26 protein-coding genes are annotated in these 25,937 nt (G+C 74.3%); 24 read left to right on the plus strand and 2 right to left on the minus strand.

All coding sequences use genetic code 11. The features are described 5' to 3' along the window. Positions 1-23 precede the first annotated feature (23 nt). From ffh to whiG, 14 genes are all read left to right on the plus strand, one after another. A complete protein-coding gene (gene ffh / locus GXP71_RS04280) occupies positions 24-1,625 on the plus strand; it encodes a signal recognition particle protein (protein WP_162351644.1) in 1,602 nt (533 codons plus the stop codon). Positions 1,626-1,629: 4 nt separating this feature from the next. Further along, entirely contained in the window at positions 1,630-2,730 is a 1,101-nt protein-coding gene (locus tag GXP71_RS04285) for an amidohydrolase family protein (RefSeq protein WP_162351645.1), read from the plus strand. A gap of 181 nt (positions 2,731-2,911) precedes the next feature. Next, positions 2,912-3,343: a 30S ribosomal protein S16 gene (rpsP, locus tag GXP71_RS04290; RefSeq protein WP_162351646.1), complete on the plus strand. Its 432-nt coding sequence runs from the start codon at positions 2,912-2,914 to the stop codon at positions 3,341-3,343. Beyond that, positions 3,343-3,582 carry an RNA-binding protein gene (locus tag GXP71_RS04295; RefSeq protein ID WP_124343926.1) on the plus strand — a complete coding sequence of 80 codons (240 nt, stop codon included), beginning with the start codon at positions 3,343-3,345 and terminating at the stop codon, positions 3,580-3,582. Before rpsP ends, GXP71_RS04295 begins: the two co-directional genes overlap by 1 nt. A gap of 151 nt (positions 3,583-3,733) precedes the next feature. Beyond that, a complete protein-coding gene (gene rimM / locus GXP71_RS04300) occupies positions 3,734-4,318 on the plus strand; it encodes a ribosome maturation factor RimM (protein WP_162351647.1) in 585 nt (194 codons plus the stop codon). Between the two features lies 1 nt (position 4,319). Then, entirely contained in the window at positions 4,320-5,135 is an 816-nt protein-coding gene (gene trmD / locus GXP71_RS04305) for a tRNA (guanosine(37)-N1)-methyltransferase TrmD (RefSeq protein ID WP_162351648.1), read from the plus strand. 218 nt (positions 5,136-5,353) lie between these two features. Then, on the plus strand, positions 5,354-5,716 hold the full coding sequence (gene rplS / locus GXP71_RS04310) for a 50S ribosomal protein L19 (protein ID WP_124343923.1): 363 nt from the start codon (positions 5,354-5,356) through the stop codon (positions 5,714-5,716). Positions 5,717-5,933: 217 nt separating this feature from the next. Further along, entirely contained in the window at positions 5,934-6,776 is an 843-nt protein-coding gene (lepB, locus tag GXP71_RS04315; RefSeq protein ID WP_238402611.1) for a signal peptidase I, read from the plus strand. Continuing rightward, positions 6,773-7,600: a ribonuclease HII gene (locus GXP71_RS04320; protein ID WP_162351649.1), complete on the plus strand. Its 828-nt coding sequence runs from the start codon at positions 6,773-6,775 to the stop codon at positions 7,598-7,600. Before lepB ends, GXP71_RS04320 begins: the two co-directional genes overlap by 4 nt. Before the next feature lie 69 nt (positions 7,601-7,669). Next, on the plus strand, positions 7,670-7,993 hold the full coding sequence (locus tag GXP71_RS04325; RefSeq protein ID WP_124343921.1) for a DUF2469 domain-containing protein: 324 nt from the start codon (positions 7,670-7,672) through the stop codon (positions 7,991-7,993). Positions 7,994-8,316: 323 nt separating this feature from the next. Then, a complete protein-coding gene (locus tag GXP71_RS04330; protein ID WP_162351650.1) occupies positions 8,317-8,673 on the plus strand; it encodes a YraN family protein in 357 nt (118 codons plus the stop codon). Further along, positions 8,674-10,197 (plus strand): YifB family Mg chelatase-like AAA ATPase, encoded by a 1,524-nt coding sequence (locus GXP71_RS04335; RefSeq protein ID WP_162351651.1) that lies wholly within the window; start codon positions 8,674-8,676, stop codon positions 10,195-10,197. Between the two features lie 335 nt (positions 10,198-10,532). Next, positions 10,533-11,459 (plus strand): DNA-processing protein DprA, encoded by a 927-nt coding sequence (dprA, locus tag GXP71_RS04340; protein WP_238402612.1) that lies wholly within the window; start codon positions 10,533-10,535, stop codon positions 11,457-11,459. A 736-nt stretch (positions 11,460-12,195) separates the two neighbouring features. Continuing rightward, the gene (whiG, locus tag GXP71_RS04345) at positions 12,196-13,095 is read left to right on the plus strand and encodes an RNA polymerase sigma factor WhiG (protein WP_162351653.1); all 900 of its coding nucleotides are present in this window, start codon (positions 12,196-12,198) and stop codon (positions 13,093-13,095) included. A 314-nt stretch (positions 13,096-13,409) separates the two neighbouring features. Here the strand turns inward: whiG and GXP71_RS04350 are convergent, their stop codons facing one another. Further along, positions 13,410-14,339 carry a M23 family metallopeptidase gene (locus GXP71_RS04350; protein ID WP_162351654.1) on the minus strand — a complete coding sequence of 310 codons (930 nt, stop codon included), beginning with the start codon at positions 14,337-14,339 and terminating at the stop codon, positions 13,410-13,412. Positions 14,340-14,564: 225 nt separating this feature from the next. On the opposite strand from GXP71_RS04350, the gene rpsB reads away from it, so the two are divergent. The 8 genes from rpsB to dxr all read left to right on the plus strand — a co-directional run bounded on the left by rpsB (position 14,565) and on the right by dxr (position 21,825). Further along, a complete protein-coding gene (gene rpsB / locus GXP71_RS04355; protein WP_162351655.1) occupies positions 14,565-15,575 on the plus strand; it encodes a 30S ribosomal protein S2 in 1,011 nt (336 codons plus the stop codon). Between the two features lie 43 nt (positions 15,576-15,618). Then, positions 15,619-16,464: a translation elongation factor Ts gene (gene tsf, locus GXP71_RS04360; RefSeq protein WP_162351656.1), complete on the plus strand. Its 846-nt coding sequence runs from the start codon at positions 15,619-15,621 to the stop codon at positions 16,462-16,464. 141 nt (positions 16,465-16,605) lie between these two features. Next, positions 16,606-17,361: a UMP kinase gene (gene pyrH, locus GXP71_RS04365; RefSeq protein WP_162351657.1), complete on the plus strand. Its 756-nt coding sequence runs from the start codon at positions 16,606-16,608 to the stop codon at positions 17,359-17,361. A gap of 54 nt (positions 17,362-17,415) precedes the next feature. Next, the gene (gene frr / locus GXP71_RS04370; protein WP_124343700.1) at positions 17,416-17,973 is read left to right on the plus strand and encodes a ribosome recycling factor; all 558 of its coding nucleotides are present in this window, start codon (positions 17,416-17,418) and stop codon (positions 17,971-17,973) included. After that, on the plus strand, positions 17,973-18,821 hold the full coding sequence (locus GXP71_RS04375) for a phosphatidate cytidylyltransferase (RefSeq protein WP_162351658.1): 849 nt from the start codon (positions 17,973-17,975) through the stop codon (positions 18,819-18,821). Before frr ends, GXP71_RS04375 begins: the two co-directional genes overlap by 1 nt. Before the next feature lie 73 nt (positions 18,822-18,894). Further along, entirely contained in the window at positions 18,895-20,019 is a 1,125-nt protein-coding gene (gene rlmN, locus GXP71_RS04380) for a 23S rRNA (adenine(2503)-C(2))-methyltransferase RlmN (protein ID WP_124343698.1), read from the plus strand. Further along, positions 20,020-20,574 carry a DivIVA domain-containing protein gene (locus GXP71_RS04385; protein WP_162351659.1) on the plus strand — a complete coding sequence of 185 codons (555 nt, stop codon included), beginning with the start codon at positions 20,020-20,022 and terminating at the stop codon, positions 20,572-20,574. It begins immediately after the preceding gene. An 87-nt stretch (positions 20,575-20,661) separates the two neighbouring features. Further along, positions 20,662-21,825, plus strand: coding sequence for a 1-deoxy-D-xylulose-5-phosphate reductoisomerase (dxr, locus tag GXP71_RS04390; protein ID WP_162351660.1), 1,164 nt, complete (start codon positions 20,662-20,664; stop codon positions 21,823-21,825). Here the strand turns inward: dxr and GXP71_RS04395 are convergent. Further along, positions 21,770-23,092, minus strand: coding sequence for an FAD-binding oxidoreductase (locus GXP71_RS04395; RefSeq protein WP_162351661.1), 1,323 nt, complete (start codon positions 23,090-23,092; stop codon positions 21,770-21,772). The two genes, dxr and GXP71_RS04395, sit on opposite strands and share 56 nt — an antisense overlap. Before the next feature lie 211 nt (positions 23,093-23,303). Between GXP71_RS04395 and GXP71_RS04400 the strand changes: the two genes are divergently transcribed. Then, positions 23,304-24,614, plus strand: coding sequence for an RIP metalloprotease (locus tag GXP71_RS04400; protein ID WP_162351662.1), 1,311 nt, complete (start codon positions 23,304-23,306; stop codon positions 24,612-24,614). 132 nt (positions 24,615-24,746) lie between these two features. Beyond that, entirely contained in the window at positions 24,747-25,883 is a 1,137-nt protein-coding gene (ispG, locus tag GXP71_RS04405) for a flavodoxin-dependent (E)-4-hydroxy-3-methylbut-2-enyl-diphosphate synthase (protein ID WP_202924371.1), read from the plus strand. Positions 25,884-25,937: the final 54 nt, after the last annotated feature.

The following is a 25,937-nucleotide window of genomic DNA, read 5'->3' on the forward strand; positions in this document are numbered from 1 at the left end:
CCCCGAAGCGTGAGGACCGCCCGGTGTTCGCCACCCTGTCCGACCGACTGACGTCGACCTTCAAGAACCTGCGCACCAAGGGCCGTCTGTCCGAGGCGGACATCGACGCGACCGTGCGCGAGATCCGCCGGGCGCTGCTCGACGCGGACGTCGCCGTGCCGGTCGTGCGGTCGTTCACCGGCGCCGTGCGCGAGCGCGCGCTGTCGGCGGAGGTGTCGCAGGCGCTCAACCCGGCGCAGCAGGTCGTCAAGATCGTCAACGACGAGCTCGTGTCGATCCTCGGCGGCCAGAACCGGCCGCTCGCGTACGCCAAGCGTCCGCCGACCGTCATCCTGCTCGCGGGTCTGCAGGGTGCGGGCAAGACGACCCTCGCGGGCAAGCTCGCACTCCACCTGAAGAGCCAGGGCCACACCCCGCTGCTCGTCGCGGCGGACCTCCAGCGCCCCAACGCGGTCACGCAGCTGCAGGTCGTGGGGGAGCGGGCCGGCGTGCCGGTGTACGCGCCGCACCCGGGCAACCAGGGCGCCGACGACTACCTGCCCGCCGGTGCGGACCCGGTGTCCGTCGCCCGGCAGGGGCTCGAGACCGCGCGCAACCGGCAGCACGACGTGCTGATCGTCGACACCGCGGGCCGCCTCGGCGTCGACGCCGAGCTCATGCAGCAGGCCTCCGACATCCGCGACGCGGTCGAGCCCGACGAGATCCTCTTCGTCATCGACGCGATGATCGGCCAGGACGCGGTCGCGACCGCGCAGGCCTTCGCGGACGGCGTCGGCTTCACGGGCGTCGTGCTGTCGAAGCTCGACGGCGACGCGCGCGGTGGTGCCGCGCTGTCCGTCGCGTCGGTCACGGGCCGCCCGATCCTGTTCGCGTCCACGGGCGAGAAGCTCACGGACTTCGAGGTCTTCCACCCCGACCGCATGGCGTCGCGCATCCTCGACATGGGCGACGTGCTCACGCTCATCGAGCAGGCCGAGAAGGCGTTCGACGCCGAGCAGGCCGAGAAGATGGCGGGCAAGCTCGTCAGCGGCGAGGACTTCACGCTCGAGGACTTCCTCGTGCAGATGCAGCAGCTGCGCAAGATGGGTCCGCTCAAGAACATGTTCGGGATGCTCCCGGGCATGGGCCAGATGCGTGAGGCGCTCGACAGCTTCGACGAGCGCGAGGTCGACCGCATCGAGGCGATCATCCGCTCGATGACGCCCGCCGAGCGGCAGAACCCCAAGATCATCAACGGCTCGCGCCGTGCCCGCATCGCGCGCGGCTCGGGCACCACGCCGACCGACATCAACCAGCTCGTCGAGCGGTTCGACGGTGCGCAGAAGATGATGCGCCAGATGGCCAAGGGCGGCGGCATGCCGGGCATGCCCGGGATGGGCAACCTGCCGGGCATGGGTGGCAAGAAGTCGCGGGGCAAGACCGCGGCGCCCGCGCGCAAGGTCAAGGGCAAGTCGGGGAACCCCGCGAAGCGTGCCGCGCAGGAGCGGGCGGCGCTCGAGCGCGGCCCAGCGACGCCGGCGGCGTCCGGCTCGGCGTTCGGGCTCGGTCAGCCGCCCGCGCAGCCGGACGTCGACCCGGCGGACCTGCAGCTCCCCGCCGGGCTGGACCGCTTCCTCGGTCGCTGACGCCATGACGGCCGGCGAGGTGCTGCACCTGCGCGGGACCGTCGTGCTCGACGACGACCGCGAGGTCGGGGAGGCGTGGGTCGTCGGCGGACGCGTGACGTTCTCCCGTCCCGCGGTGGCGCCGACGGCGACCCTCGACGGCTGGGTGCTGCCCGGCCTCGTCGACGTGCACTGCCACATCGGGCTCGCGTCCGACGGGCCCGTGGACGACGGCACCGCGGAGAAGCAGGCGCTGGCCGACCGCGACGCGGGTGTCCTGCTGGTCCGCGACGCGGGCTCGCCCGCGGACACCGGCTGGGTGCACGCGCGCGACGACCTGCCGCGCCTGATCCGCGCCGGCCGGCACCTCGCCCGCCCCAAGCGGTACCTGCGCCACTACGGCCGCGAGCTCGCGACCGTGGAGGAGCTGCCTGCCGCGGTCCGCGAGGAGGCCGCGCGCGGCGACGGCTGGGTCAAGCTCGTCGCCGACTGGATCGACCGCGACCTCGGCGCCGACGGCGACCTGCGACCGCTGTGGCCGCGCGACGTGCTGGCCGAGGCGGTCGCCGCCGCGCACGACGCCGGTGCGCGCGTCACCGCCCACACGTTCGCGACCGAGTCGCTCGACGACCTGCTCGACGCGGGCGTCGACTGCCTCGAGCACGCGACCGGCGCGTCCCCCGAGCACGTCGAGCGCATCGCCGCCGCCGGCATCCCCGTCACCGCGACGCTCCTGCAGGTCGCGCAGTTCCCGGCGATCGCCGCCCAGGGCGCCGAGCGCTACCCCGTCTTCGCGGTCCGCATGCGGGCCATGGGGGAGCGGCGGTACGACCACGTCCGCGACCTGCACGACGCGGGCGTGCGGGTGCTCGTCGGCACCGACGCGGGCGGGACGATCGGGCACGGCCGGATCGCCGAGGAGGCGACGGAGATGGCGCGCGCCGGCATCCCCGACCGGGACGTGGTCGCGGCTGCGAGCTGGCGGACCCGTGCCTGGCTGGGCGCCGACGGGCTGAGCGAGGGCGCGTCGGCCGACCTGGTCGTCTACACCTCCGACCCGCGGGACGACGTGCGCGTGCTCGCCGACCCGGCCGCCGTCGTCCTGCGCGGGCAGCGGGTGCGCTGACCCGTCGTCGCACCCGACGGACCGGCTTGGGAGCACGGCTCGTCGTCTGGCACAATGGTCGGCTGTACCCGATGGCTGCAGCCCCTCTACCTGCGTCCGTCGTGTCCTCGGCCGGACGGTGCGCCCACCCCACGGGCAGCGCCTCGAGGCCACCCCAGCAGATCCAGGAGAAGACCACACCGTGGCCACGAAGATCCGTCTCAAGCGTCTCGGCAAGATCCGGGCGCCGTACTACCGCATCGTCGTCGCGGACTCGCGCACCAAGCGCGACGGCCGCGTCATCGAGGAGATCGGCAAGTACCACCCGACCGAGGAGCCCTCGTTCATCGAGATCACCTCGGACCGCGCGCAGTACTGGCTCGGCGTCGGCGCGCAGCCGACCGAGCAGGTCCTCGCGCTCCTCAAGGTCACCGGCGACTGGCAGAAGTTCAAGGGCCTCCCGGGCGCCGAGGGCACCCTGCGGACCAAGGGCGACAAGGCCGACCCGAAGGCCGCGATCGAGGCCGCCGCCGCTGACGCCGAGAAGGTCAAGGCGACGGCGTCGGAGAAGAAGGCCGCCGTTGCCGAGGCCCCGGCCGACGAGGCGCCCGCCACCGAGGACGAGCAGGCCTGATGCTCGCCGACGCGCTCGAGCACCTGGTGCGCGGGATCGTCGACCACCCGGACGACGTGCGCGTGAGCGCCTCGTCCCTGCGGCGCGGCGAGCTCCTCGAGGTCCGGGTCCACCCGGACGACCTCGGACGCGTCATCGGTCGCGGCGGACGTACCGCCCGCGCGCTGCGCACCGTCGTCGGGGCGCTGTCCCCGGACGGTGCGGTGCGCGTCGACGTCGTGGACGTCGACCGCCGCTGACCCGCCCCCGGGCACGCCACCGCGGTGGCTGCCTGACGGCTCGACAGGCCCGGTCCCCTAACCTGGGGACCGGGCCTGTGCCGTGCCTGCCCGTCGTCGCCCGCCCGGCACAGGGCGCCCGATCCACGCCGTACCCCTCGGAGGAACTCCCATGCTGCTGACCGTCGCGCGGATCGGACGTGCGCACGGCCTGCGCGGCGAGGTCGCGCTCGACCTGCGCACCGACGCGCCGGAGGACCGGCTCGCCGCGGGAGCGGTGCTCACCACCGAGCCCGCGTCGGCCGGCCCGCTCACCGTCGTGCGGACGCGCGTGCAGCAGGGCCGCTGGTACGTGACGTTCGCCGAGGCGTCCGACCGCACCGCCGCGGAAGGGCTGACCGGGGTGACGCTCGTCGTCGACGCGGACGACTCCGACGACGACGAGGACGCCTGGTACCCGCACGAGCTCGCGGGCCTGCGGGCGGAGCACGTCGACGGCCGGGTCGTCGGCGAGGTCGTCGGGCTCGAGCACGCGCCGGCGCACGACGTCCTGGTGGTCCGGGAGACCGACGGCGCGCGCACGCTCGTGCCGTTCGTCCGGGCGATCGTGCCGGTGGTCGACGTCGCCGGGGGTCGCGTCGTGCTCGACCCGCCGGGCGGGCTGCTCGCGTCGGACGCGGCGAACCTCGTCGTGTCCGACGAGACGCGGGGCGACGGTGCCGCAGGCGCACGCGACGGCGCCGACGACGAGGCCTGACGTGCGCGTCGACGTCGTCACGATCTTCCCGGACTACCTGGCGCCGCTGGACCTCTCGCTCGTCGGCAAGGCGCGCACCGCCGGGCTCCTCGACCTGCGCGTGCACGACCTGCGCGACTGGACGTCGGACCGGCACCGCACCGTCGACGACACGCCGTTCGGCGGTGGCGCCGGCATGGTGATGCGACCCGACGTGTGGGGGAGGGCGCTCGACGACCTGCTCGACGACGGCTCGCACCTGCTCCTGCCGACGCCGTCGGGCGCACGGTTCACCCAGCGGACCGCCGAGCGCCTCGCGACCGAGTCGCACCTCGTCGTCGCGTGCGGGCGCTACGAGGGCATCGACGCGCGCGTGGCCGAGCACTACGCGACCCGCCCCGGCGTGACGGTCAGCGAGTTCTCGCTGGGCGACTACGTGCTCAACGGCGGTGAGGTGGCGGCGCTCGTGCTCGTCGAGGCCGTCGCCCGGCTGCTCCCGGGCGTCGTCGGGAACCCGGAGTCGCTCGTCGAGGAGTCGCACGGCGCCGCAGGGCTGCTCGAGTACCCCGTCTACACGAAGCCGCCGACCTGGGCCGACCTCGACGTGCCGGAGGTGCTGCTGTCCGGTCACCACGGCCGCATCGCGCGCTGGCGGCGCGACCAGGCGCTCGTCCGCACGGCGGCACGGCGTCCGGACCTGCTCGACGTGCTCGCCCCGGACCAGCTCGACGCGCACGACCGCGCGACGCTGGACGCGGCAGGGTGGCCGCCGGGCGCCGCGGAGCCGCAGGTGACGGGGTCCGGCGCGCCCGACGGTCCGGCGCCCGCCGACTCCTGACGCGATTACCGCGGTCGGGTGCCCCTGTGGCAGACTTGTGCGCTGGTGCGCGCAGGTCGCGTCTCTGCCACAGGGGAGACGGCCCACGGCCAGCCGGGAACCGCCGATCGCTCGGCCCCGGACGCACCGGAACCAGACCATCGCAGGCGCCCGCCCCTCGCGGCCGGGGCGCCCACGAGAACGTTCCTGACCTGTGGCAGGGCGGGGAAGCGGCACACATGCACACGCTCGACCAGCTCGACGCAGCCTCGCTGCGCAACGACGTCCCGGACTTCCGGCCCGGTGACACCGTCAAGGTCAACGTCAAGGTCGTCGAGGGCAACCGCTCGCGCGTCCAGGCGTTCCAGGGTGTCGTCATCGCCCGCCAGGGCGCCGGCGTCCGTGAGACGTTCACGGTCCGCAAGATCAGCTTCCAGGTCGGCGTCGAGCGCACGTTCCCGGTGCACTCCCCGTCGCTCGAGTCGATCGAGGTCGTCACCCGCGGTGACGTCCGTCGCGCGAAGCTGTACTACCTGCGTGGCCTGCGCGGCAAGAAGGCCAAGATCAAGGAGAAGCGCGAGAGCGTGCCGTCGAAGGGCTGAGCCCGCTCGACGCTCCACGACGGGCGGTCACCCTCCGGGGTGGCCGCCCGTCGGCGTCTTCGCGCGCTCTCCGGACGGTCTCCACCCGCGCTCGGCCCCGCGTCCCCGCACCCGTCGCGGGCGCCTGCACCGAGCCCTCACAGCCGGGTCACAGGAGCCCCGTGACCGTGTCGTGGTCAGGTACACGAACGGCCCTGCGGCGTGCGAGAGTGTGCGGGTGATCGACCGTCCCGCCGAGGGAGTCCACGAGCAGCCCCGGCGCACCCCCTGGCCGCGGGAGGGTCTCGTGCCCCCGCCCACCGACGACCACGCGCAGGGCGACGACGCCCCTGACGACCGGCGCTCGCGCCGGAACCGGCACGTCGCGAAGCGCCAGCGCAACGGCGCGCTGTCGATGCTCCGCGAGACCGTCATCATCCTCGTCAGCGCCCTCGCGCTGTCGCTCGTGGTCAAGACGTTCCTCATCCAGGCGTTCTTCATCCCGAGCCCCTCGATGCACGACACGCTCATCGAGGACGACCGGATCCTCGTCAGCAAGCTGACCCCGGGCCCGTTCGACCTGCGGCGCGGCGACATCGTCGTGTTCAAGGACCCGGGCGGCTGGCTCAACGGCGCCGAGGAGGTCGCGCCCACGGGCGTCAACAAGGTCGTGCGGGACGTCCTCACGTTCATCGGCCTGTACCCCCAGGACGCGGGCGAGCACCTGGTCAAGCGCGTGATCGGGCTTCCGGGCGACCACGTCGTGTGCGACGAGGCGTGCGTCGCGGGCGGGCCGCTGACGGTGAACGGCGTCGCGATCGACGAGCCGTACGTCGCGCCCGGCGCGATCCCGAGCGACGTGCCGTTCGACGTCACGGTCGCACCGGAGTCCCTGTGGGTCATGGGTGACAACCGGCAGCGCTCGCTCGACTCGCGGTTCAACATGGCGAAGCCGGGCGGGGGCGCCGTGCCGATCAAGAACGTCGTGGGTGTCGCGTTCGTGACCGTGTGGCCGCTCGACCGCGCCGGGCTGCTGCGCAACCCGTCGGCGACGTTCGAGGACGTCCCGGACCCGTCGTGACCGCCGACCTCGCCACCGCCGCGCCTCGTGCCGCGAGGGGCGTGAAGCCGCGCAGCGGGCCGCACCTGCGGCACGAGCGCGTGCTGCTGCGGGAGGGCGCCCGGCTCGTCGCGGGCATGGACGAGGTCGGCCGCGGCTCGCTCGCGGGACCCGTGAGCGTCGGTGTGGTCGTCGTCGACGCCTCGACGCGGTCGGCGCCCCGCGGGGTGGCCGACTCCAAGCTGCTCACGCCGCTCGCGCGCACGGCGCTGCTGCCCGCGCTGCGGCGCTGGGGGCTCGCGCGGGCCGTCGGGCACGCGAGCGCAGCCGAGATCGACGCGGTCGGGATCATCGCCGCGCTGCGGCTCGCCGGGACGCGTGCGCTCGCCGACGTGCGCACGCAGATCGGACCCGTCGACGTCGTCCTGCTGGACGGCTCGCACGACTGGTTGTCCGGCCCGACCCAGCAGGACCTGTTCGCGGCCGTCGAGGCCGAGGTCCCGCCGCCCCCGCGCGTGCTGACGCGCGTCAAGGCCGACCGCTCGTGCGCGACGGTGGCGGCGGCGTCCGTGCTCGCGAAGTGCGAGCGCGACGCGATGATGGTCGAGCTCGCCGCACAGCACCCGGACTACCGCTGGGACGAGAACAAGGGCTACTCGTCGCCGGACCACCTGGACGCGCTCCGCACGCTCGGGCCGTGCGTCCTGCACCGCCGATCGTGGCGGCTGCCGACCGCCGCGGAGGGCGTCCTGGGCGCCGAGGTCGCGGGCCTCGAGCCGCTCGTGCCGCTCGACGCGTTCGGCCTGCCGGAGGCCGTCCACGCGTCCCTGGTCGATCCGGACTGACCGGGACGACCGGGGCCCGCGGCGGGTCGCGGTGGCGTGCGGCCCGTGGGCATGGGGGATGATGGACGCGTGAGCGCCGAGGACCTGGAGAACTACGAGACCGACATGGAGCTCGCGCTCTACCGCGAGTACCGGGACGTCGTGGGGCTCTTCTCGTACGTGGTCGAGACCGAGCGGCGGTTCTACCTGGCCAACCACGTCGACCTCCAGGTGCGGTCCGCCGCGGGCGAGGTCTACTTCGAGCTGAGCCTCGCCGACGCGTGGGTGTGGGACGTCTACCGGTCGGCACGCTTCGTGAAGTCCGTGCGCGTCGTGACGTTCAAGGACGTCAACGTCGAGGAGCTCGCGAAGACCGAGCTCGACCTCGGCGGCGGAACCGCCTTCCCGCGCTGACGCACCGCGGGGCACCCTTCCCGCGTTGACGCGCCGCGGGACCGCGCTGTCGCACCGCGGGACCCTTTCGCCGCGCTGACGCACCGCGGGATTCCTTCCTGCGTCGAGGGCGGCGCGGAGCCGTCGTCATACGCTGACGCACGACGGGTCCGTCCGCGGGCGGCGCACCTCCCCTTCCCGGTGGGGCCCCAGGACGACGGCGCGTCGCCGACGCGGTCGCGAGCCGTCCACAGCCCGCCTCGTGCGGCGCGCGTCCACCGTGCGCCCGTGCGGGCCCACCCGCCCTTCCCGGCCGCGGCGAGGCTGCCTCCGGAGGTGGTCCGGTGCGGGCGAAGGACGCGGTGGGACGGTACGGCGAGGACGTGGCGGCGGCGCACGTGCGCGAGCGCGGCTGGCAGGTGCTCGAACGCAACTGGCGGTGCTCGGACGGCGAGCTCGACCTCGTGGCGCTCGACGGCACGGAGCTCGTGGTGATCGAGGTCAAGACACGACGGTCGACCGCCTACGGGTCGCCCGCCGAGGCGGTGACGGCGCGCAAGCTCGCACGGGTCCGGCGGCTCGCCGCGCGGTGGCTCGCCGCGCACGACGTCCGCCCGGCCTCCGTCCGCGTCGACGTCGTGTGCGTGCTCGTCCCCGCCCGCGGGGCCGCGCACGTCGAGCACCTCGTGGGGGTGGTCTGAGTGACCCTCGGACGCACCCTGGCCGTCGCCCTCGTCGGCCTGGCCGCCCACGTCGTCGACGTCGAGGCGCACCTCGCGCCGTCGCTCCCGGCGTTCACCCTCGTCGGTCTCCCCGACGCGTCGCTCGCGGAGGCGCGCGACCGGGTCCGCGCTGCGGTGACCTCCAGCGGGCTCGCGTGGCCGAACCGCCGGATCACCGTGAACCTCTCCCCGGCGACGCTCCCGAAGTCCGGGTCGGCGTTCGACCTCGCCATCGCGGTCGCGACGCTCGCCGGTGCCGGGCTCGTCGACGCCGACCGCGTGCACGGCGTCGTCCACGTGGGCGAGCTGGGGCTCGACGGGCGGCTGCGGCCCGTGCGTGGCGTGCTGCCTGCCGTGGCCGCGTCGGTCGCCGCCGGCCACGCGCGGGTCGTCGTCCCGGCAGGCAACGTCGCCGAGGCACGGCTCGTGCCCGGTGCGCTGGTCGTCGGGGCGGCCACGCTCGCCGAGGTCGCGGCCGGGTACGGCGCCGACGTCCCGGTGCCCGACCTGCCGCCCGTCGAGGGGCTCCTGGCCGGGACCGCGCGCACCGCTCGGGACCTCGACCTCGCGGACGTCCTGGGTCAGGAGGACGCACGGCACGCCCTGGAGGTCGCCGCGGCCGGCGGCCACCACCTGCTGATGGTCGGTCCGCCCGGGACGGGCAAGACGATGCTCGCGTCGCGCCTCCCGGGCCTGCTGCCCGACCTCGACGAGGGCGCCGCGGTCGAGGTGACGTCGGTGCACTCGATCGCGGGCACGTTCGACCCCGGCGCGGGCCTGCTGACCCGGCCGCCGTTCGAGGACCCGCACCACACGGCGACGCCCGCGAGCGTGGTCGGCGGCGGGTCCGGCGTCCCCCGACCCGGCGCGGCGTCGCGCGCCCACCGCGGAGTGCTGTTCCTCGACGAGGCGCCCGAGTTCACGACCGCGGTCCTGCAGACCCTGCGGCAGCCCCTCGAGCACGGCGAGCTCGTCCTGCACCGCGCCGCCGGCGCCGCGCGCTACCCGGCACGCTTCCAGCTCGTGCTCGCCGCCAACCCGTGCCCCTGCGGGCGCGCGGTCGGCAAGGGCCTCGACTGCACGTGCCGCAGCGAGCAGCGGCGCCGGTACTTCGCCCGGCTCTCCGGGCCGCTGCTCGACCGCGTCGACCTCCAGGTGGAGCTGCCCCCGACCCGGCCCGGAGGAGCCGTGGGCGACGCGACCGCCGTCGTCGCCCGACGCGTGGCCGACGCGCGGGCGGCCCAGGCGGAGCGTCTGGCCGGCACCCCGTGGCGGACGAACGCCGACGTGCCGGGGTCCTGGCTCCGCGAACGCCTCGGCGCCGACCGGGCCGTCGTCGCCGACCTCGACCGTGCCCTCGAGCGCGGCACGCTGAGCCTCCGAGGCGTCGACCGCGTGGTCAGGGTCGCGTGGACCCTCGCCGACCTGGACGGCCGGGACGCGCCGGGGCGGGCCGACGTCGGTCGCGCCCTGCTGCTTCGGACACGGGGGCACGGCGCATGAGCGTCCCGGAGCAGGAGCGCCGAGCCAGGGCGACATGGAGCGCACTCGTGGAGCCCGGCGACGCGGTCGCCGGCGCGATCGTGTCCACGTTCGGCCCGGTCGAGGCCTGGGAACGAGTCGCGCGCGCCGTGCGGACGAGCCCGGACGGTGCACGCGCCGCAGGGCTGGTGCTGGAGCCGGGTGACGGTCGTGACGCAGCAGCGTCGAGCGGGCGAGCCGAGGACCGGGACGGCGGCGACCGCGACGCGCGCACCAGCGGCCGTCCGGAGGAGGAGAGCCCGAGTCGCGCTCGCCTTGCCCGAGCGCTCGCTCGATGGGCGCCCCGAGCGTCGACGGTGGACGTCGCGCCGCTCCTCGGTGCGCTCGACGCGCTGGGTGGGACGTTCCTCGTGCCGGGGGACGACGGGTGGCCGCCTGCGCTCGACGCGCTCGGGCCGACGGCTCCGTTCGGGCTCTGGGTGCGTGGCGCCGCGGACCTCGCGCGGACCGGCGCGCGCGGCGTCGCCGTCGTGGGCGCACGTGCGGCGACCACCTACGGGGAGCACGTCGCGTACGACCTCGCGGCAGGCCTGGCCGAACGTGCCGTCACGGTCGTGTCCGGTGGCGCCTTCGGGATCGACGCCGCCGCGCACCGCGGCGCGCTCGCCCGGTCCGGCCGCACGGTCGTCGTGCTCGCCGGTGGGGTCGACCGGGCCTACCCGCGGGGTCACGCGCGACTGCTCGAGGCGGTCGTCGCGGACGGTGGAGCGGTCGTCTCCGAGGTCCCGGTGGGCTCGGTGCCGACCCGCGTCCGCTTCCTGCAGCGCAACCGGCTCATCGCAGGGCTCGCGACGGCCACCGTCGTCGTCGAGGCGGCGTGGCGGTCCGGCGCGATCAGCACGGCGTACCACGCGTCGACCCTGCTCCGGCCCGTCGGTGCGGTGCCCGGTCCCGTGACGTCCGTCGCGTCCGCCGGGTGCCACCGGCTCCTGCGGTCCGGCGTCGCGGTGTGCGTGACGGACACTGCGGAGGTGCTCGAGCTCGCCGGCCTGGACGGCCCTGCACCCGACCCGCCCGACGTCCCGACCCGTCCCGGGGACGGCTTGCCCGAGCACGTCCGCCGCGTCCTGGAGGCCGCACCGGCGCGCCGCGCGCTCGAGCCCGGCGCGCTCGCGGTCGCCGCCGGGGTCAGCCTCGCGGAGGCGCACGCTGCCCTCGGGTTGCTGGAGCTCGACGGTCTCGTCCGCCGGGAGGGTGCGGGATGGCGTCGCGCACGGCCCTGACCGGCGGTGCGCGGATCCGTGGGCGGCCGCGGCCGGGAGGAGCGCCGGGCAGGTGAGCGACGGCGGGACGCTCGTCGCGCGGGAGACATGTGCGCGACCGGGCCCCATGACGCGGGCGTGGCGGAACCCGGCGACGCGTGCGGCTGGGGCCCGCGGCGACACGTATGGCCCGGGCACGCGGTGACACGTGCGGCTGGGGCACGCGGTGATGCGACTGGGGTACGCGGCGACACGTGCGACTGCGGCGGGGTGACACGTGCACAGCGGGAGCGGGTGACAGATGCGCGAGGCAACTAGACGGGCGACGGGCCGCTGGAGTTCCCGCCGCGCCGGATCTCCACAGGACCTGCCGGGTGAATTTCGTCACCACGGACGGTCGAATCGGACATCGATTCAGACAATGCGTCCACAATCGCCCCCGACTGCGCCGGAGGAGTGAAGTTGCGGCTTGTTCGGCGCGTGTGTTTCCCGTCACCGTAGGGGCCATGAACGAGACGACGGCTCCCCGGGGGCACCGCGGCCCTCGCGCCGACGCCTCGTTCTCGGCATTTCCGATGAATGTCTCCGGACTTTTCTCGGGTCGTGTCCGTCCGGACGTGGCCGTCGGGAACCGGGGCGTCCTCGGCGCCGTGCGCACGGCGGCCACGCTGCGCGCGACCACCCCCTCCTTGGTCCAGCCGGTGTGCTCGGCCCCCTCATGCGCGCCCGGCCGCGCACGCACGAACGGAGTACCTCGATGACGAGTGCACTGGACGCAGCGCCGTCCCGCCTGCGGTTCGTCGGCACCGCGCCGATCGGCGTGATCCCGAGCCCCCGCACGGCCGCGCCGGCACCCGTCGAGGACGTCGACGTCGCGTCGGCCCCGGTCGTCGAGCCGCTCATCGCCGAGGCGTGGGACGACTACAAGTCGACCGGCAGCCGGGCGGCGCGCGAGCAGCTGATCCTGCACTACGCCCCGCTCGTGTCGGCGGTCGCCGGCCGCGTCGGGATGCGCCTGCCCAGCACGGTCGAGCAGGCCGACCTCGTGTCGTACGGCATGTTCGGGCTCATCGACGCGATCGAGAAGTACGAGACCGGCCGCGCGGTGAAGTTCGAGTCGTACGCGTCCTCGCGCATCCGTGGCGCGATCATCGACGAGCTCCGGGCGATGGACTGGGTCCCGCGCTCGGTGCGCACGAAGGCCCGTTCCGTCGACCGCGCGTACGCGGAGCTCGAGGCGAAGCTGCACCGGGCGCCCACGGAGTCGGAGGTCGCGGCGCACCTCGAGATCGCGGTGTCGGAGCTGCGCCAGACGTTCTCGCAGCTGTCGACCGTGAACATCGCGGCGCTCGACGAGCTGCTCGGCGGCGGCGAGGACCGTCAGGCGGGCGTCAGCCTCGTCGACACCCTCGGCGACGAGCGCACCGAGGACCCGGCGGGCTCGCTCGACGCGGCGGAGACCAAGTACCTCCTGGCGCGCGCGATCGAGCAGCTGACCGACCGTGAGCGCATGGTCGTCGTCCTCTACTACTACGAGGGCATGACGCTCGCCGAGATCGGTCGCGTCCTCGGCGTGACCGAGTCGCGCATCTCGCAGATGCACACCGCGGCCATGCTGCGCCTGCGCACGCGCCTGGTCGAGGCCGAGCAGGCCTGACGACCCGCATCACCCGTCGCGAGGCCGAGACCGCCTCGTCCCGGGGCGCGTCCACCTCACCAGCGGACGCGCCCGAGACCGCCTCGTCCTAGGGCGCGTCCGCCTCACCAGCGGACGCGCCCTGTGCGTCTCGGCGTGGACCAGCCAGGCGGACGCGCCCCGTGCACCCCGGCGTCGGCCGGGCAGGCCGACGCGCCCTGGGCGTCTCGGCGTCGACCGGGCAGGCGGGCGCGCCCTGCGGCTACGGGCGTCGGCGGGCGGACGTGCCCCGCGCGTGCCGGCGACCGACCCGGAGGGCGGACGTGCAGCGGGGGTCAGGGCATCGGGAGGAGGACGATCGGCCCGCCGTCGACGAGGGCGACCGGGTCGAGGTAGACGTCCCCCCGTCGCACACCCCAGTGCAGGCACGCGGTCGCCGCGCAGTGACCGCCGTCCGGGCTCACCGTGCCGACGGTGTCGCCTGCTGCGACGCGAGCCCCCACCTCCACCACGGAGCTGACCGGCTCCACCGAGGAGCGCAGGCCGTCGCCGTGCGCCACCGAGACGACGCCGCGGCCCGCGACGACGCCGACGAACGTCACGACGCCCGGAGCCGGTGCGCGGACGGCCGTGCCCGGCGTGGCCCGCAGGTCGACGCCTCGGTGCCCGGCTGCCCAGGGTGCGGGCGGGGCCTCGAACGGGGCGGTGACGGCGACGGGCGGCGCGAGCGGCCAGACGTAGCGGGCCGCGGGTCGTCGGACGTCCGGCGCGCCGGGGCCGGAAGTCCGGCCCGCGTCGTGGCTCGCGCGGTCGCCTGCGCCGCCGACCGTTCGTGCGGTCCGGACAGCGGCGCGCCTGTCCAGGGCGTGCCGGGCGACATCGCCACCGGCTGCACGTGCGCTCGTGTCCGTGGCCGCAGAGAGGCGGTGTCCGGACTCCGGAGCAGGGGGCGCCGATGCGGACAGCAGCGTGGTGACGGCGCCGAGCGCGACCGCGGTCGAGACCACATGCGCGCGCGGCCGCGCCCGACGCCCGGACGACGTGCCGCGGTGCGTCGGCCGCCGTGGGACGCGTCGACGGGGGAACGGGATGCTGGTCACGTGCCGAGCGTGGCGTGGAGCGGGACCGCCACGCCCGGGCTCCCGTGGCGACAGGGGAAGGGTGCGGCCCGGCTCCGGGCTGTGGACGGGTCGGAGGGGCGCCGGACGGGGCACCGCCCGACGTCGGCTAGACTTCCCCTGCGACCGGTCCGTGCCGGTCGACATCGCGCACCACCGACCCGCCTCGTCGTCCGCCCCGCGGACCTCGACCGGGGTCGGGCGCTGCACCGGTCCGCTGGACGTCCCGCTCGTCGGGGGTCCGCGGCGCAGCCCCTGACGTGGTGCCAGGGGCCCCGACCTGGTGTCGGAGCCGACAACCGAGACGCGGGTCCGCCGAGGCGGCCCCGCCCAGACGCGCGCACCGGCCGGTGCGCGCCGGAAGGACGTGCCATGGCCGTCGTGACCATGCGCCAGCTGCTCGAGAGCGGTGTCCACTTCGGGCACCAGACCCGCCGCTGGAACCCCAAGATGAAGCGCTTCATCTTCACCGAGCGCAACGGCATCTACATCGTCGACCTGCAGCAGTCGCTGTCCTACATCGACCGCGCGTACGACTTCGTCAGCCAGACCGTCGCCCACGGTGGCTCGATCCTCTTCGTCGGCACCAAGAAGCAGGCGCAGGAGCCCGTCGCCGAGCAGGCCGCGCGCGTCGGCATGCCGTACGTCAACCAGCGCTGGCTCGGTGGCATGCTCACCAACTTCACGACGGTCCACAAGCGCCTGCAGCGCCTCAAGGAGCTCGAGCAGATCGACTTCGACGACGTCGCGGCCTCGGGCCTGACGAAGAAGGAGCTGCTCGTCCTGCGTCGCGAGAAGGACAAGCTCAGCAAGACCCTCGGCGGCATCCGTGACATGGCCAAGGTCCCCTCGGCCGTGTGGATCGTCGACACGAACAAGGAGCACCTCGCGGTCGACGAGGCGCGCAAGCTGGGCATCCCGGTCGTCGCGATCCTCGACACGAACTGCGACCCGGACGTCGTCGACTACCCGATCCCGGGCAACGACGACGCGATCCGCGCCGTCCAGCTGCTCACCCGCGTGATCGCGGACGCCGCCGCCGACGGTCTGCTCAAGCGCCACTCGGGCCGCACCGCCGCCGCGGAGGGTGCCGAGGCCGACGCCGAGCCGCTCGCCGAGTGGGAGCGCGAGCTCCTCGCCGGCGCCGAGGCCGACCTGCAGTCCGGCTCGTCCGCCGCTGCGCCGGCCGCCGTGCAGGCCGACGCGCCGACGGCTGCCGACGTCGTGACGACGGACGCCCCGGCCGAGGAGGCCGCTGCGGTCGCCGAGGCTGCGGAGACCGTCGAGGCCGCTGCGGCCGCTCCCGCCGAGGGCGACGAGGCCAGCCCGGCCGCCGCCGGCGACGAGGCCGCCCCGGCCGAGGGCGACGCCGCGTCCCACTGACGCGCGTCCTCCTGCACACCCCTTCGACCAGAACGGAACACTGATGGCGAACTACTCGCTCGCTGACATCAAGGCGCTGCGCGAGAAGACCGGCGCGGGCATGCTCGACGTCAAGAAGGCGCTCGAGGAGGCCGAGGGCGACTCGGACAAGGCGCTCGAGATCATCCGCGTGAAGGGCCTCAAGGGCGTCGGCAAGCGCGAGGGCCGCTCGGCCTCCGACGGTCTCGTCGCGGCGCACGTCGGCCCGACGGCCGACGGGGAGGGCCAGACGGGCGTGCTCGTCGAGGTCAACTCGGAGACCGACTTCGTCGCGAAGAGCCCGAACTTCGTCGCGCTGGCCGACCGCGTCCTCGCGGCGGCGGTCGACTCGGCCGCCCGCGACGCGGACGCGCTGCTCGCGACCGAGGTCGACGGCACGAGCGTGCAGTCGATCGTCGACGAGACGGCCGCGACCCTGGGCGAGCGCGTCGTCGTGCGCCGTCTGGCCCGCGTGGCCGGCGAGCACGTCGAGGTCTACCTGCACAAGGTCAACAAGGACCTGCCCCCGCAGGTCGGCGTCCTCGTCGCCACGGACGCGGCCGGTGCCTCGGTCGCCCGTGACGTCGCGACCCACATCGCCGCCTTCTCGCCGTCGTACCTGACGCGCGACGAGGTCCCGGCGGAGACGGTCGAGAACGAGCGTCGCATCGCCGAGGAGACGGCCCGCACCGAGGGCAAGCCCGAGGCCGCGCTGCCGAAGATCGTCGAGGGTCGCCTCAACGGCTTCTTCAAGGAGAACGTGCTGCTCGACCAGGCGTTCGCGAAGGACCCGAAGAAGTCGGTCGGCCAGGTCCTCACCGAGGCCGGCGGCACGCTCACCGGCTTCGTGCGCTACCGCGTGGGAGCCTGACGCCATGTGATCGACGGTGGCCCCGGCCCGGGAGGGTCGGGGCCACCGTCGCACGGGGCGCCCCACGACCAGCCGCCGAGACGGCCCGCGGTCGCCGCGCCTGCCCGACACCCGGACGACCCGCACCCACCCCGACCGTCGATGGAGGCCGCAGTGACCCAGGACCCGAGCACGACCGGGGAGCCCGCGCCCGCCCGGCGCGTCCTGCTCAAGCTGTCCGGAGAGACGTTCGGCGGCGGTGACGTCGGACTCGCGGCAGACGTCGTGCAGCGGGTCGCCGCGGAGATCGCGGTCGCGGTGCGCTCCGGTGTGCAGGTCGCGATCGTCGTCGGGGGCGGCAACTTCTTCCGCGGCGCGGAGCTGTCGCAGCGCGGCATCGACCGGGCCCGCGCGGACTACATGGGCATGCTCGGCACGGTGATGAACTGCCTGGCGCTGCAGGACTTCCTGGAGCAGGCCGGCGTCAGCACGCGTGTGCAGACGGCGATCGCGATGGGTCAGGTCGCCGAGCCGTACATCCCGCTGCGGGCGATCCGCCACCTGGAGAAGGGCCGCGTCGTGATCTTCGGCGCGGGCGCCGGGATGCCGTACTTCTCGACCGACACCGTGAGCGTGCAGCGCGCCCTGGAGACGCACTGCCAGGAGGTGCTCATGGGCAAGAACGGCGTCGACGGCGTGTACACGGCGGACCCCCGCAAGGACCCGTCGGCCGTCAAGCTCGACCACCTCACCTACACCGACGCGCTCGTGGGCGACCTGGGCGTCATGGACGCCACGGCGCTGAGCCTGTGCCGCGACAACGACGTGGTGATGCGCGTCTTCGGGCTCGAGGAGCGGGGCAACGTCACCCGGGCCCTGCAGGGTGAGAAGATCGGCACGCTGGTCACGGCGGGCTGACGCACGGAGCCCGCCCGCCCGACCCCCAGACGACAGCAGCACGAAGGAGCAGCGGTGATCGACGAGACCCTCCTCGAGGCCGAGGAGAAGATGGACAAGGCGGTCGAGGTCGCCAAGGACGACTTCGCGACGATCCGCACCGGTCGGGCCAACGCGGCGATGTTCTCGAAGGTGTTCGTCGACTACTACGGCAGCCCGACGCCCCTGCAGCAGCTCGCGTCGTTCAACGTGACCGAGGCGCGCACGATCCTGGTCTCGCCGTTCGACAAGTCGTCGACGACGGCGATCGAGAAGGCGCTGCGCGACTCCGACCTGGGCGTGAACCCGACGAACGACGGCAACGTCATCCGCGTCGTGCTGCCCGCCCTCACCGAGGAGCGTCGCCGCGACTTCGTCAAGCTCGCGAAGTCGAAGGCGGAAGACGCCCGTGTCTCGGTGCGCTCGGTGCGCCGCAAGGCCAAGGAGGAGCTCGACCGCATCGTCAAGGACGGCGAGGCGGGCGAGGACGAGGTCGTGCGGGCGGAGAAGGAGCTCGAGGCGCTCACCAAGAAGCACGTCGAGACCATCGACCACCTGCTCGCCTCCAAGGAGAGCGAGCTCCTCGAGGTCTGATGACGGAGCAGAGCACCATCGCCGCGCCGAAGACCCTCCGGCCGGGCCGCGACCTCCCGGTCGCGGTCGTCGTCGGCGTGACCCTGCTCGTCGGCGTCGTCGCGTCGCTGTTCATCCGCAAGGAGATCTTCGGCGTCGTCGCGATCGTGGCGATCTGCGCGGCGCTGTGGGAGCTGGCGCAGGCGTTCGCGCGTCGCAACATCCACCTGCCGCTGCTCCCGCTGCTCGTGGGCGCGGTCGGCACGCTCGTGTCGGCGTACCTCGCCGGGCCGGAGGCGCTGTTCGTCGCGTTCATGCTGACCGTCGGTGGCGTCGTCGTCTGGCGCGTCCTCGACGGCAGCGGTGAGGCGGCGCTTCGCGACGCGAGCGCCGGGGCGTTCGCGGCCGCGTACCTGCCGTTCCTCGCGGGCTTCGCGATGCTGCTGCTCGCGGAGCCCGACGGGCCCTGGCGCGTGATGCTGTTCATCCTGCTCGTGGTCGCGAGCGACACGGGCGGCTACGCGGTGGGGGTGCTGCTGGGGCGGCACCCGCTCGCCCCGTCGGTCAGCCCGAACAAGACGTGGGAGGGCCTGCTCGGCTCGGTCGTCCTCGCGAGCGTCGTCGGCGTCGTCGGGGTGCAGGCCGCGTTCGGCGGCGAACCGCTCGTCGGCGTCGTCATGGGCCTCGCGACGGTCGTGACGGCGACGCTGGGGGACCTGGCCGAGTCGATGCTCAAGCGCGACCTCGAGCTCAAGGACATGGGCCGGCTCGTCCCGGGCCACGGCGGCATTCTCGACCGGCTCGACTCGTTGCTCCTCACCGCGCCCGCCGCCTACGTCATCCTCGCGGTGCTGCAGCCCGCGGGCTGACGCCCGCGCGCCACGTGCCCGCGCGCCACCGCACGACCCACGTCCCACCGACACCCAGAAGGGGGTGCCCCGCATGACCGGTACACCCGTGCGCCTCGACCTGTCCTCGCCGACCCGCGGACCGCGGGGCAAGCCGCCGAAGCACTTCGTCGACCTCACGCCCGAGCAGCGGGTCGAGGCCGTGGCCGAGCTCGGCGAGAAGCCCTTCCGCGCCAAGCAGCTCGCCACGCACTACTTCACGCACCTGACGAACGACCCGGCGCAGATGACGGACCTGCCGAAGGCGACGCGCGACAAGCTCGTCGAGGGCCTGTTCCCCACGCTGCTCACGGCGCACCGCACGCTGACCGCGGACCAGGGCACGACCGTCAAGACGCTGTGGCACCTGTTCGACGGCGCCAAGGTCGAGTCGGTGCTCATGCGGTACGCGAACCGCACCACGCTGTGCATCTCGAGCCAGGCGGGCTGCGGGCTCGCGTGCGCGTTCTGCGCGACGGGTCAGCTGGGCCTCACGCGCAACCTGTCGACGGCGGAGATCGTCGAGCAGGTGCGGGCTGCGGCGCGGTCGCTGGCCGACGGCGAGGTGCCCGGCGGACCGACGCGCCTCACGAACGTCGTGTTCATGGGCATGGGCGAGCCGCTCGCCAACTACAAGGCCGTCATGGAGACCGTGCGGCGCCTCGTCGCGCCCACGCCCGACGGCCTCGGGATGTCGGCGCGCAACGTCACGGTCTCGACCGTCGGCATGGTGCCCGCGATGGACCGGCTGGCGAACGAGGGCATCCCCGTGACGCTCGCGCTGTCGCTGCACGCCCCCGACGACGAGCTGCGCAGCGAGCTCGTGCCGGTCAACACGCGCTGGAGCGTCGACGAGGCGATCGACTCTGCGCACCGCTACTTCGAGAAGACCGGGCGCCGCGTGTCGATCGAGTACGCCCTGATCCGGGACGTGAACGACCACGCCTGGCGCGCGGACCTGCTCGGCGAGAAGCTCGCGGCGCGCGGCAAGGGGTGGGTGCACTGCAACCCGATCCCGCTCAACCCGGTGCCGAACTCGCGGTGGACGGCGAGCGATCCCGAGGTGGAGCGCGAGTTCGTGGCACGCTTGCGGGCGCACGGGATCCCGACCACCATCCGGGACACGCGCGGCAGCGAGATCGACGGGGCGTGCGGACAGCTCGCCGCGGAGGAGGACTGAGTGAGCGACGGCATGTTCCGGACCGTCTCCGGCCTGAAGCAGGGATACGACCCGGACGAGGTCGACGACTTCTTCACGCACGCGCGCCAGGTGTACGAGGCGGGCCCGTCGTCGGGGCTGTCGAGCAAGGACGTGCGCGGTGTCGCGTTCGACATGGTCCGCGGCGGCTACGTGACCGCGGCGGTCGACGCGGCCCTCGACCGCCTGGAGCAGGCGTTCGTCGCCCGGCAGCGCGCGGAGTTCGTGCAGCGCAACGGCCAGGACGCGTGGATGGCGAAGCTCAGCGAGCAGGCGCGCACGCTGTACGGACGCCTGTCGCGCCCGGACGGCGACCGGTTCGCCCCGCCCGAGGGGCGGCAGCAGGGCTACGAGCCCGCGGACGTCGACGCGCTGTGCCACCGCCTGGTCGCGTACTTCGACAAGGGCACGCCGCTGTCGGCGGCCGAGGTCCGGGCGGCGACCTTCCGTAGCCGGCGGGGCCGCAACGCGTACGCCGAGCAGTCGGTGGACGCGTTCCTCGCGCGTGCGGTCGAGGTGCTGCTCGGCGTGGAGTGACGTGCGCGACGGGTGACGTCGCGCTGCGCCGTCACCGGAGGGGCGGGGACGTCACCGCGCGGTCCGCGCGTCCGGGAGGATGGGCGGGTGAGTGAGCGCAGCGTCGTCATCCTCGGCTCGACGGGGTCCATCGGCACCCAGGCGATCGACGTGGTCCGCCGCAACCCCGACCGGTTCCGCGTCGTCGGCCTGAGCGCGGGCGGGCGGGACGTCGCGGCGGTCGCCCAGCAGGCGCGTGACCTGCGCGTGGAGACGGTCGCCGTGGCCGACCCCGCCGCGGGCGAGCCGTTGCGCGCCGCGCTCGACGGCACGGGTGTCGAGGTCGTCGCCGGCCCGGACGCGTCGACGGACCTCGCGGGTCGCGGGGCGGACGTCGTGCTCAACGGGATCACAGGGTCCGTGGGTCTCGGGCCGACGCTCGCGGCGCTGCGGGCGGGCAGCACGCTCGCCCTCGCCAACAAGGAGTCGCTCGTCGTGGGCGGCGCGCTCGTGCACGCGGCGCGCGTGCGACCCGACCAGATCGTGCCGGTCGACTCCGAGCACTCGGCGATCGCGCAGGCGCTGCGCGGCGGTGCGCGCGACGAGGTGCGCCGGATCGTGCTGACGGCATCGGGCGGGCCGTTCCGCGGGTGGTCGCTCGACGACGTCAAGGCGGTCACGGCGACGCAGGCGCTCGCACACCCGACGTGGTCGATGGGCCCGGTCGTGACGGTCAACTCCGCGACGCTCATGAACAAGGGCCTGGAGCTCATCGAGGCGCACCTGCTGTTCGGCGTGCCGGTCGACGACATCACCGTCGTCGTGCACCCGCAGTCGGTCGTGCACTCGATGGTCGAGTTCGTCGACGGCTCGACGATCGCCCAGGCGTCGCCGCCGGACATGCGCCTGCCGATCGCGCTCGGCCTGTCGTGGCCGGACCGGGTGCCGCTCGTCGCACCGCCGTGCGACTGGACGGCGGCGACGGCGTGGACGTTCGAGCCGCTCGACGAGGAGGTGTTCGGCGCCGTGCGGCTGGCCCGCGAGGCGGTCGCCGCGTCGGCGACGCACCCGGCGGTCTACAACGCGGCGAACGAGGAGTGCGTCGACGCGTTCCTCGCGGGCCGGATCGGCTTCCTCGACATCGTCTCGACGGTCGAGCGCGTGCTCGCCGAGCACGACGGCACCGCACCCGACGCCCTGTCGCTCGACGCGGTCCTCAGCGCGGAGCGGTGGGCGCGGGCACGCGCGCACGAGGTGCTCGCGCAGCGCTGACCCGCGCGACCGCGTTGCCGAGCAGCCGCACGGGCGCCGGCGGCCACGCGGGGGAGCGGTGCCCGACCCAGGGCAGCCGGACATGGGGTCCGCCCGCGCCGGTGACGAGGTCGGCGAGCGTGCGCCCGGCGAGGTTCGCCGCGGCCACGCCGTCGAAGCCCAGCCCGCGCACCCAGCCGATGCCGTCGTCGTCGAGCCCGAGCGACGGGTGCGCGTCGCGTGCCACGCCCACGGTCGCCGACCAGGCGTGGGTCAACGGCGTCCCGGCGAGGTCGGGGAACAGCTCGCCGAGCGTGGCGTGCAGCGCGGTCGCGGCGCGGTCGACGCCGGCCCGCGACGCGGTGGCGAGCCCGCGCACGTCGACGAGGACGAGCCGACCGTCGGCGGTGCGCTCGCCCCGCACGCGCGCGTCGGCGTCGACGAACGTCTGCGACCGTGCCAGGCCGACCGTGTCCCACTGCGCGCTCGTGAGCGGCGCGGTCGCGACCGCGACCCCGTGGCGGGCGACGACCGACCGGCCCGGGCCCGGCGTGAGCGACGCGCCCGCACCGGTCGCGACGACGGTCCACCGGGTCCGGACGATGCCCCGGTCGGTCGCGACGGCCCGTGGCGAGACGCGCACCGCGCGGGTCCGCTCGACGACCCGGCCACCGCGCGACAGCACGACGTCGCGCAGCCCGAGCGCGAGGGCTGCCGGCTGCACGCGCGCGCAGTCAGCGCTGTAGGCACCCGCGAGCACGCCGGTCGCACGCACGTGCTCGGCGACCTCGGCGGGTGCGAGCAGGTGCACGTCGTCCTCGAGGTCGGCTGCGACCTGCACGTGCGTCGCGATGCGCTCGACCTCCGCAGGGGTGCGCGCGAGGCGGACGGACCCGCCGTACGCGAACCCGCAGTCGACCTGCTCGGCGGCCGCGGCGCCGCCGACCTCGACGACGGCGTCGCGCAGCGCCGCCCGCAGCGCCCGTGCGCCCGCGAGCCCGTGCAGACGGACCAGCGCGTCGCCCGGCACGTCCAGGTCGGCGGAGCACCATCCCGACCCGTGGCCCGTCGCGCCGGCACCGGTGACGTCGGCCTCCACGACGAGCACGTCGAGCGAGGGGTCGGCCTCGAGGAGGTAGTACGCGGTCCACAGCCCGGCGAGCCCCGCGCCGACGACGACGACGTCGGCCTGGTCGTCACCGTCGAGCGGTTCCAGCGGGCGCAGCGCGGCGGGGTCGTCGTCGAGGATCTGGTCGAGCCACAGCGGGTGCGTGCGAGCGGTCGCCATGCCGGGACGGTAGTGGCGCGCGCGGGTTGCCGACAGCCGACACGACGCGGTCGGCGACGCGCGCGTGCGCCGGTCGGGTGGTCTGCGGACCGGTCCGTGGACCGGTGTCAGCGGACTCCCAGCCGGACGCGGGATGATGGTCGCCGGCCCGGGGAGCGACCCGGCCCGTCCGCGCGCGTGCGGACGTCTCGCGTGGAGGTGTCGGGACCGCATGGAGTTCCTGGTCGGCGTGCTGATCGTCGTGGTCGTCCTGCTGCTGTCGATCGCGTTGCACGAGGTCGGGCACATGGTGCCCGCCAAGCGGTTCGGCGTCCGCGTCAGCCACTACATGGTCGGGTTCGGCCCGACGCTGTGGTCGCGCACCAAGGGCGAGACGGAGTACGGCCTCAAGGCGATCCCGCTGGGCGGCTTCGTACGGCTCGTGGGCATGTACCCGCCCGACGAGGCCGTCGGCAACCCGCCGGCCCGCACCTGGGTCGGACGACTCGCGCGGGACGCCCGGCAGGCGAGCGCCGAGGAGATCCGTCCCGGCGAGGACCACCGGGCGTTCTACCGGCTCTCGACGCCGAAGAAGCTCGTCGTCATGCTCGGCGGCCCCGTGATGAACCTGCTGATCGCGGTGGTCCTCATGGTCGTGGTGCTCGTCGGGATCGGGATCCCCTCCGGGCAGAGCACGACGCTCGAGTCGGTCTCGCAGTGCGTCATCCCCGCCGACGCGCCCGCCGACCGCGCCTGCACGGACGGCGACGAGCCGGCGCCGGGCGCCGCGGCCGGGCTGCGGCCGGGGGACACCGTGGTGTCGTACGACGGCACCACCGTGGAGTCCTGGGAGCAGCTCACCGACCTCATCCGGGCGACCGGGGGCGAGAGCGTGCCGGTCGTCGTCGAGCGCGACGGCGCGCAGGTGACGCTGTCGGTGACGCCCGTCGTGGCCGAGCGTCCCGTCATCGGCGAGGACGGCGGCCCGGTGCTCGACGCGGACGGCGAGATGAAGACGGTCCCGGCCGGGTTCCTCGGAGTGACAGCGGCCCAGGCCATCGAGCGGCAGCCGTGGAGCGAGGCGCCCGAGTCGGTCGCGTCGGCCACGTGGCAGACCATCGGGGTCGTCGCGACGCTGCCGACGAAGGTCGCGGACCTGGCACGGTCGACGTTCGCGCACGAGGAGCGCGACCAGAACAGCATCGTCGGCGTCGTGGGCATCGCCCGGTTCGGCGGTGAGATCGGCGCCGCCGACCTGCCGTTCTCCGTGAAGATCGCCGGCTGGCTCCAGATGCTCGCGATGCTCAACGTCGCCCTGTTCGTCTTCAACCTCATCCCGCTGCCCCCGCTCGACGGCGGTCACGTCGCGGCGGCGCTCTGGGAGGGTGCGCGCCGGCAGGTCGCGCGCCTGCGCGGTCAGCCGCGGCCCGGGCCGTTCGACGCGGCGAAGCTCGTCCCGCTCGCGTACACCGTGTTCATCCTGCTCGGCGCCGTCGGCCTGCTGCTGGTCTACGCCGACATCGTGAACCCCATCACCATCTGACCTGCGCCTACCCCGCGGACCGCGGCGCGCGGCGCAGGTTCCGTGCGGGTTGTGTGGCGTCGGTCGCTCGGGCCCGGTCCGGGCGTACGACGGTGCGATGATGGGGGCGTGAGCACCCCGATCAGCCTCGGCATGCCGGCTGCGCCCGCCCCCGTCCTGGCGCCCCGGCGGGCCTCCCGCAAGATCCGCGTCGGCAAGGTCGAGGTCGGTGGCGACGCCCCGATCAGCGTCCAGTCGATGACGACGACGCCGACGACCGACATCAACGCGACGCTCCAGCAGATCGCCGCCCTCACGGCGTCCGGCTGCGACATCGTCCGCGTCGCCGTGCCCAGCCAGGACGACGCCGACGCGCTGCCCGCGATCGCCCGCAAGTCGCAGATCCCCGTGATCGCCGACATCCACTTCCAGCCGAAGTACGTGTTCGCCGCGATCGACGCGGGCTGCGCCGCCGTCCGCGTGAACCCCGGCAACATCCGCAAGTTCGACGACCAGGTCAAGGAGATCGCGCGCGCCGCGTCCGACGCCGGCGTCTCGCTGCGGATCGGCGTCAACGCGGGCTCGCTCGACCCGCGGCTCCTGGCGAAGTACGGCAAGGCCACGCCCGAGGCGCTCGTCGAGTCGGCCGTGTGGGAGGCGTCGCTCTTCGAGGAGCACGGCTTCCACGACTTCAAGATCTCCGTGAAGCACAACGACCCGGTCGTGATGGTGCGCGCCTACGAGCTGCTCGCCGAGGCCGGCGACTGGCCGCTGCACCTCGGCGTGACCGAGGCCGGCCCGGCGTTCCAGGGCACGATCAAGTCGGCGACCGCGTTCGGCGCGCTGCTCAGCAAGGGCATCGGCGACACGATCCGCGTCTCCCTGTCGGCACCTCCCGTCGAGGAGGTCAAGGTCGGCATCCAGATCCTGCAGGCGCTCAACCTGCGGCCCCGCAAGCTCGAGATCGTCTCGTGCCCGTCCTGCGGTCGCGCCCAGGTGGACGTCTACACGCTGGCCGAGAAGGTCACCGCCGGGCTCGAGGGCATGGAGGTGCCGCTGCGCGTCGCGGTCATGGGCTGCGTCGTCAACGGCCCCGGCGAGGCGCGCGAGGCGGACCTGGGGGTCGCGTCCGGCAACGGCAAGGGGCAGATCTTCGTCAAGGGCGAGGTCATCAAGACCGTCCCCGAGTCCCTCATCGTCGAGACGCTCATCGAGGAGGCCATGCGCCTCGCCGAGACCATGGACCCCGTCGAGGCCGGGCAGGGCAGCCCGACGGTCTCCGTCGGCTGACCCCGTCAGCGCCGGGGACGGCGGGTCGCCGGACGACAGGTCCGGTCGCCGTCC

It is taken from the genome of Cellulomonas sp. H30R-01 (assembly GCF_010119915.1).
In the GTDB taxonomy this organism is placed as follows: Bacteria; Actinomycetota; Actinomycetes; order Actinomycetales; family Cellulomonadaceae; genus Cellulomonas; species Cellulomonas algicola.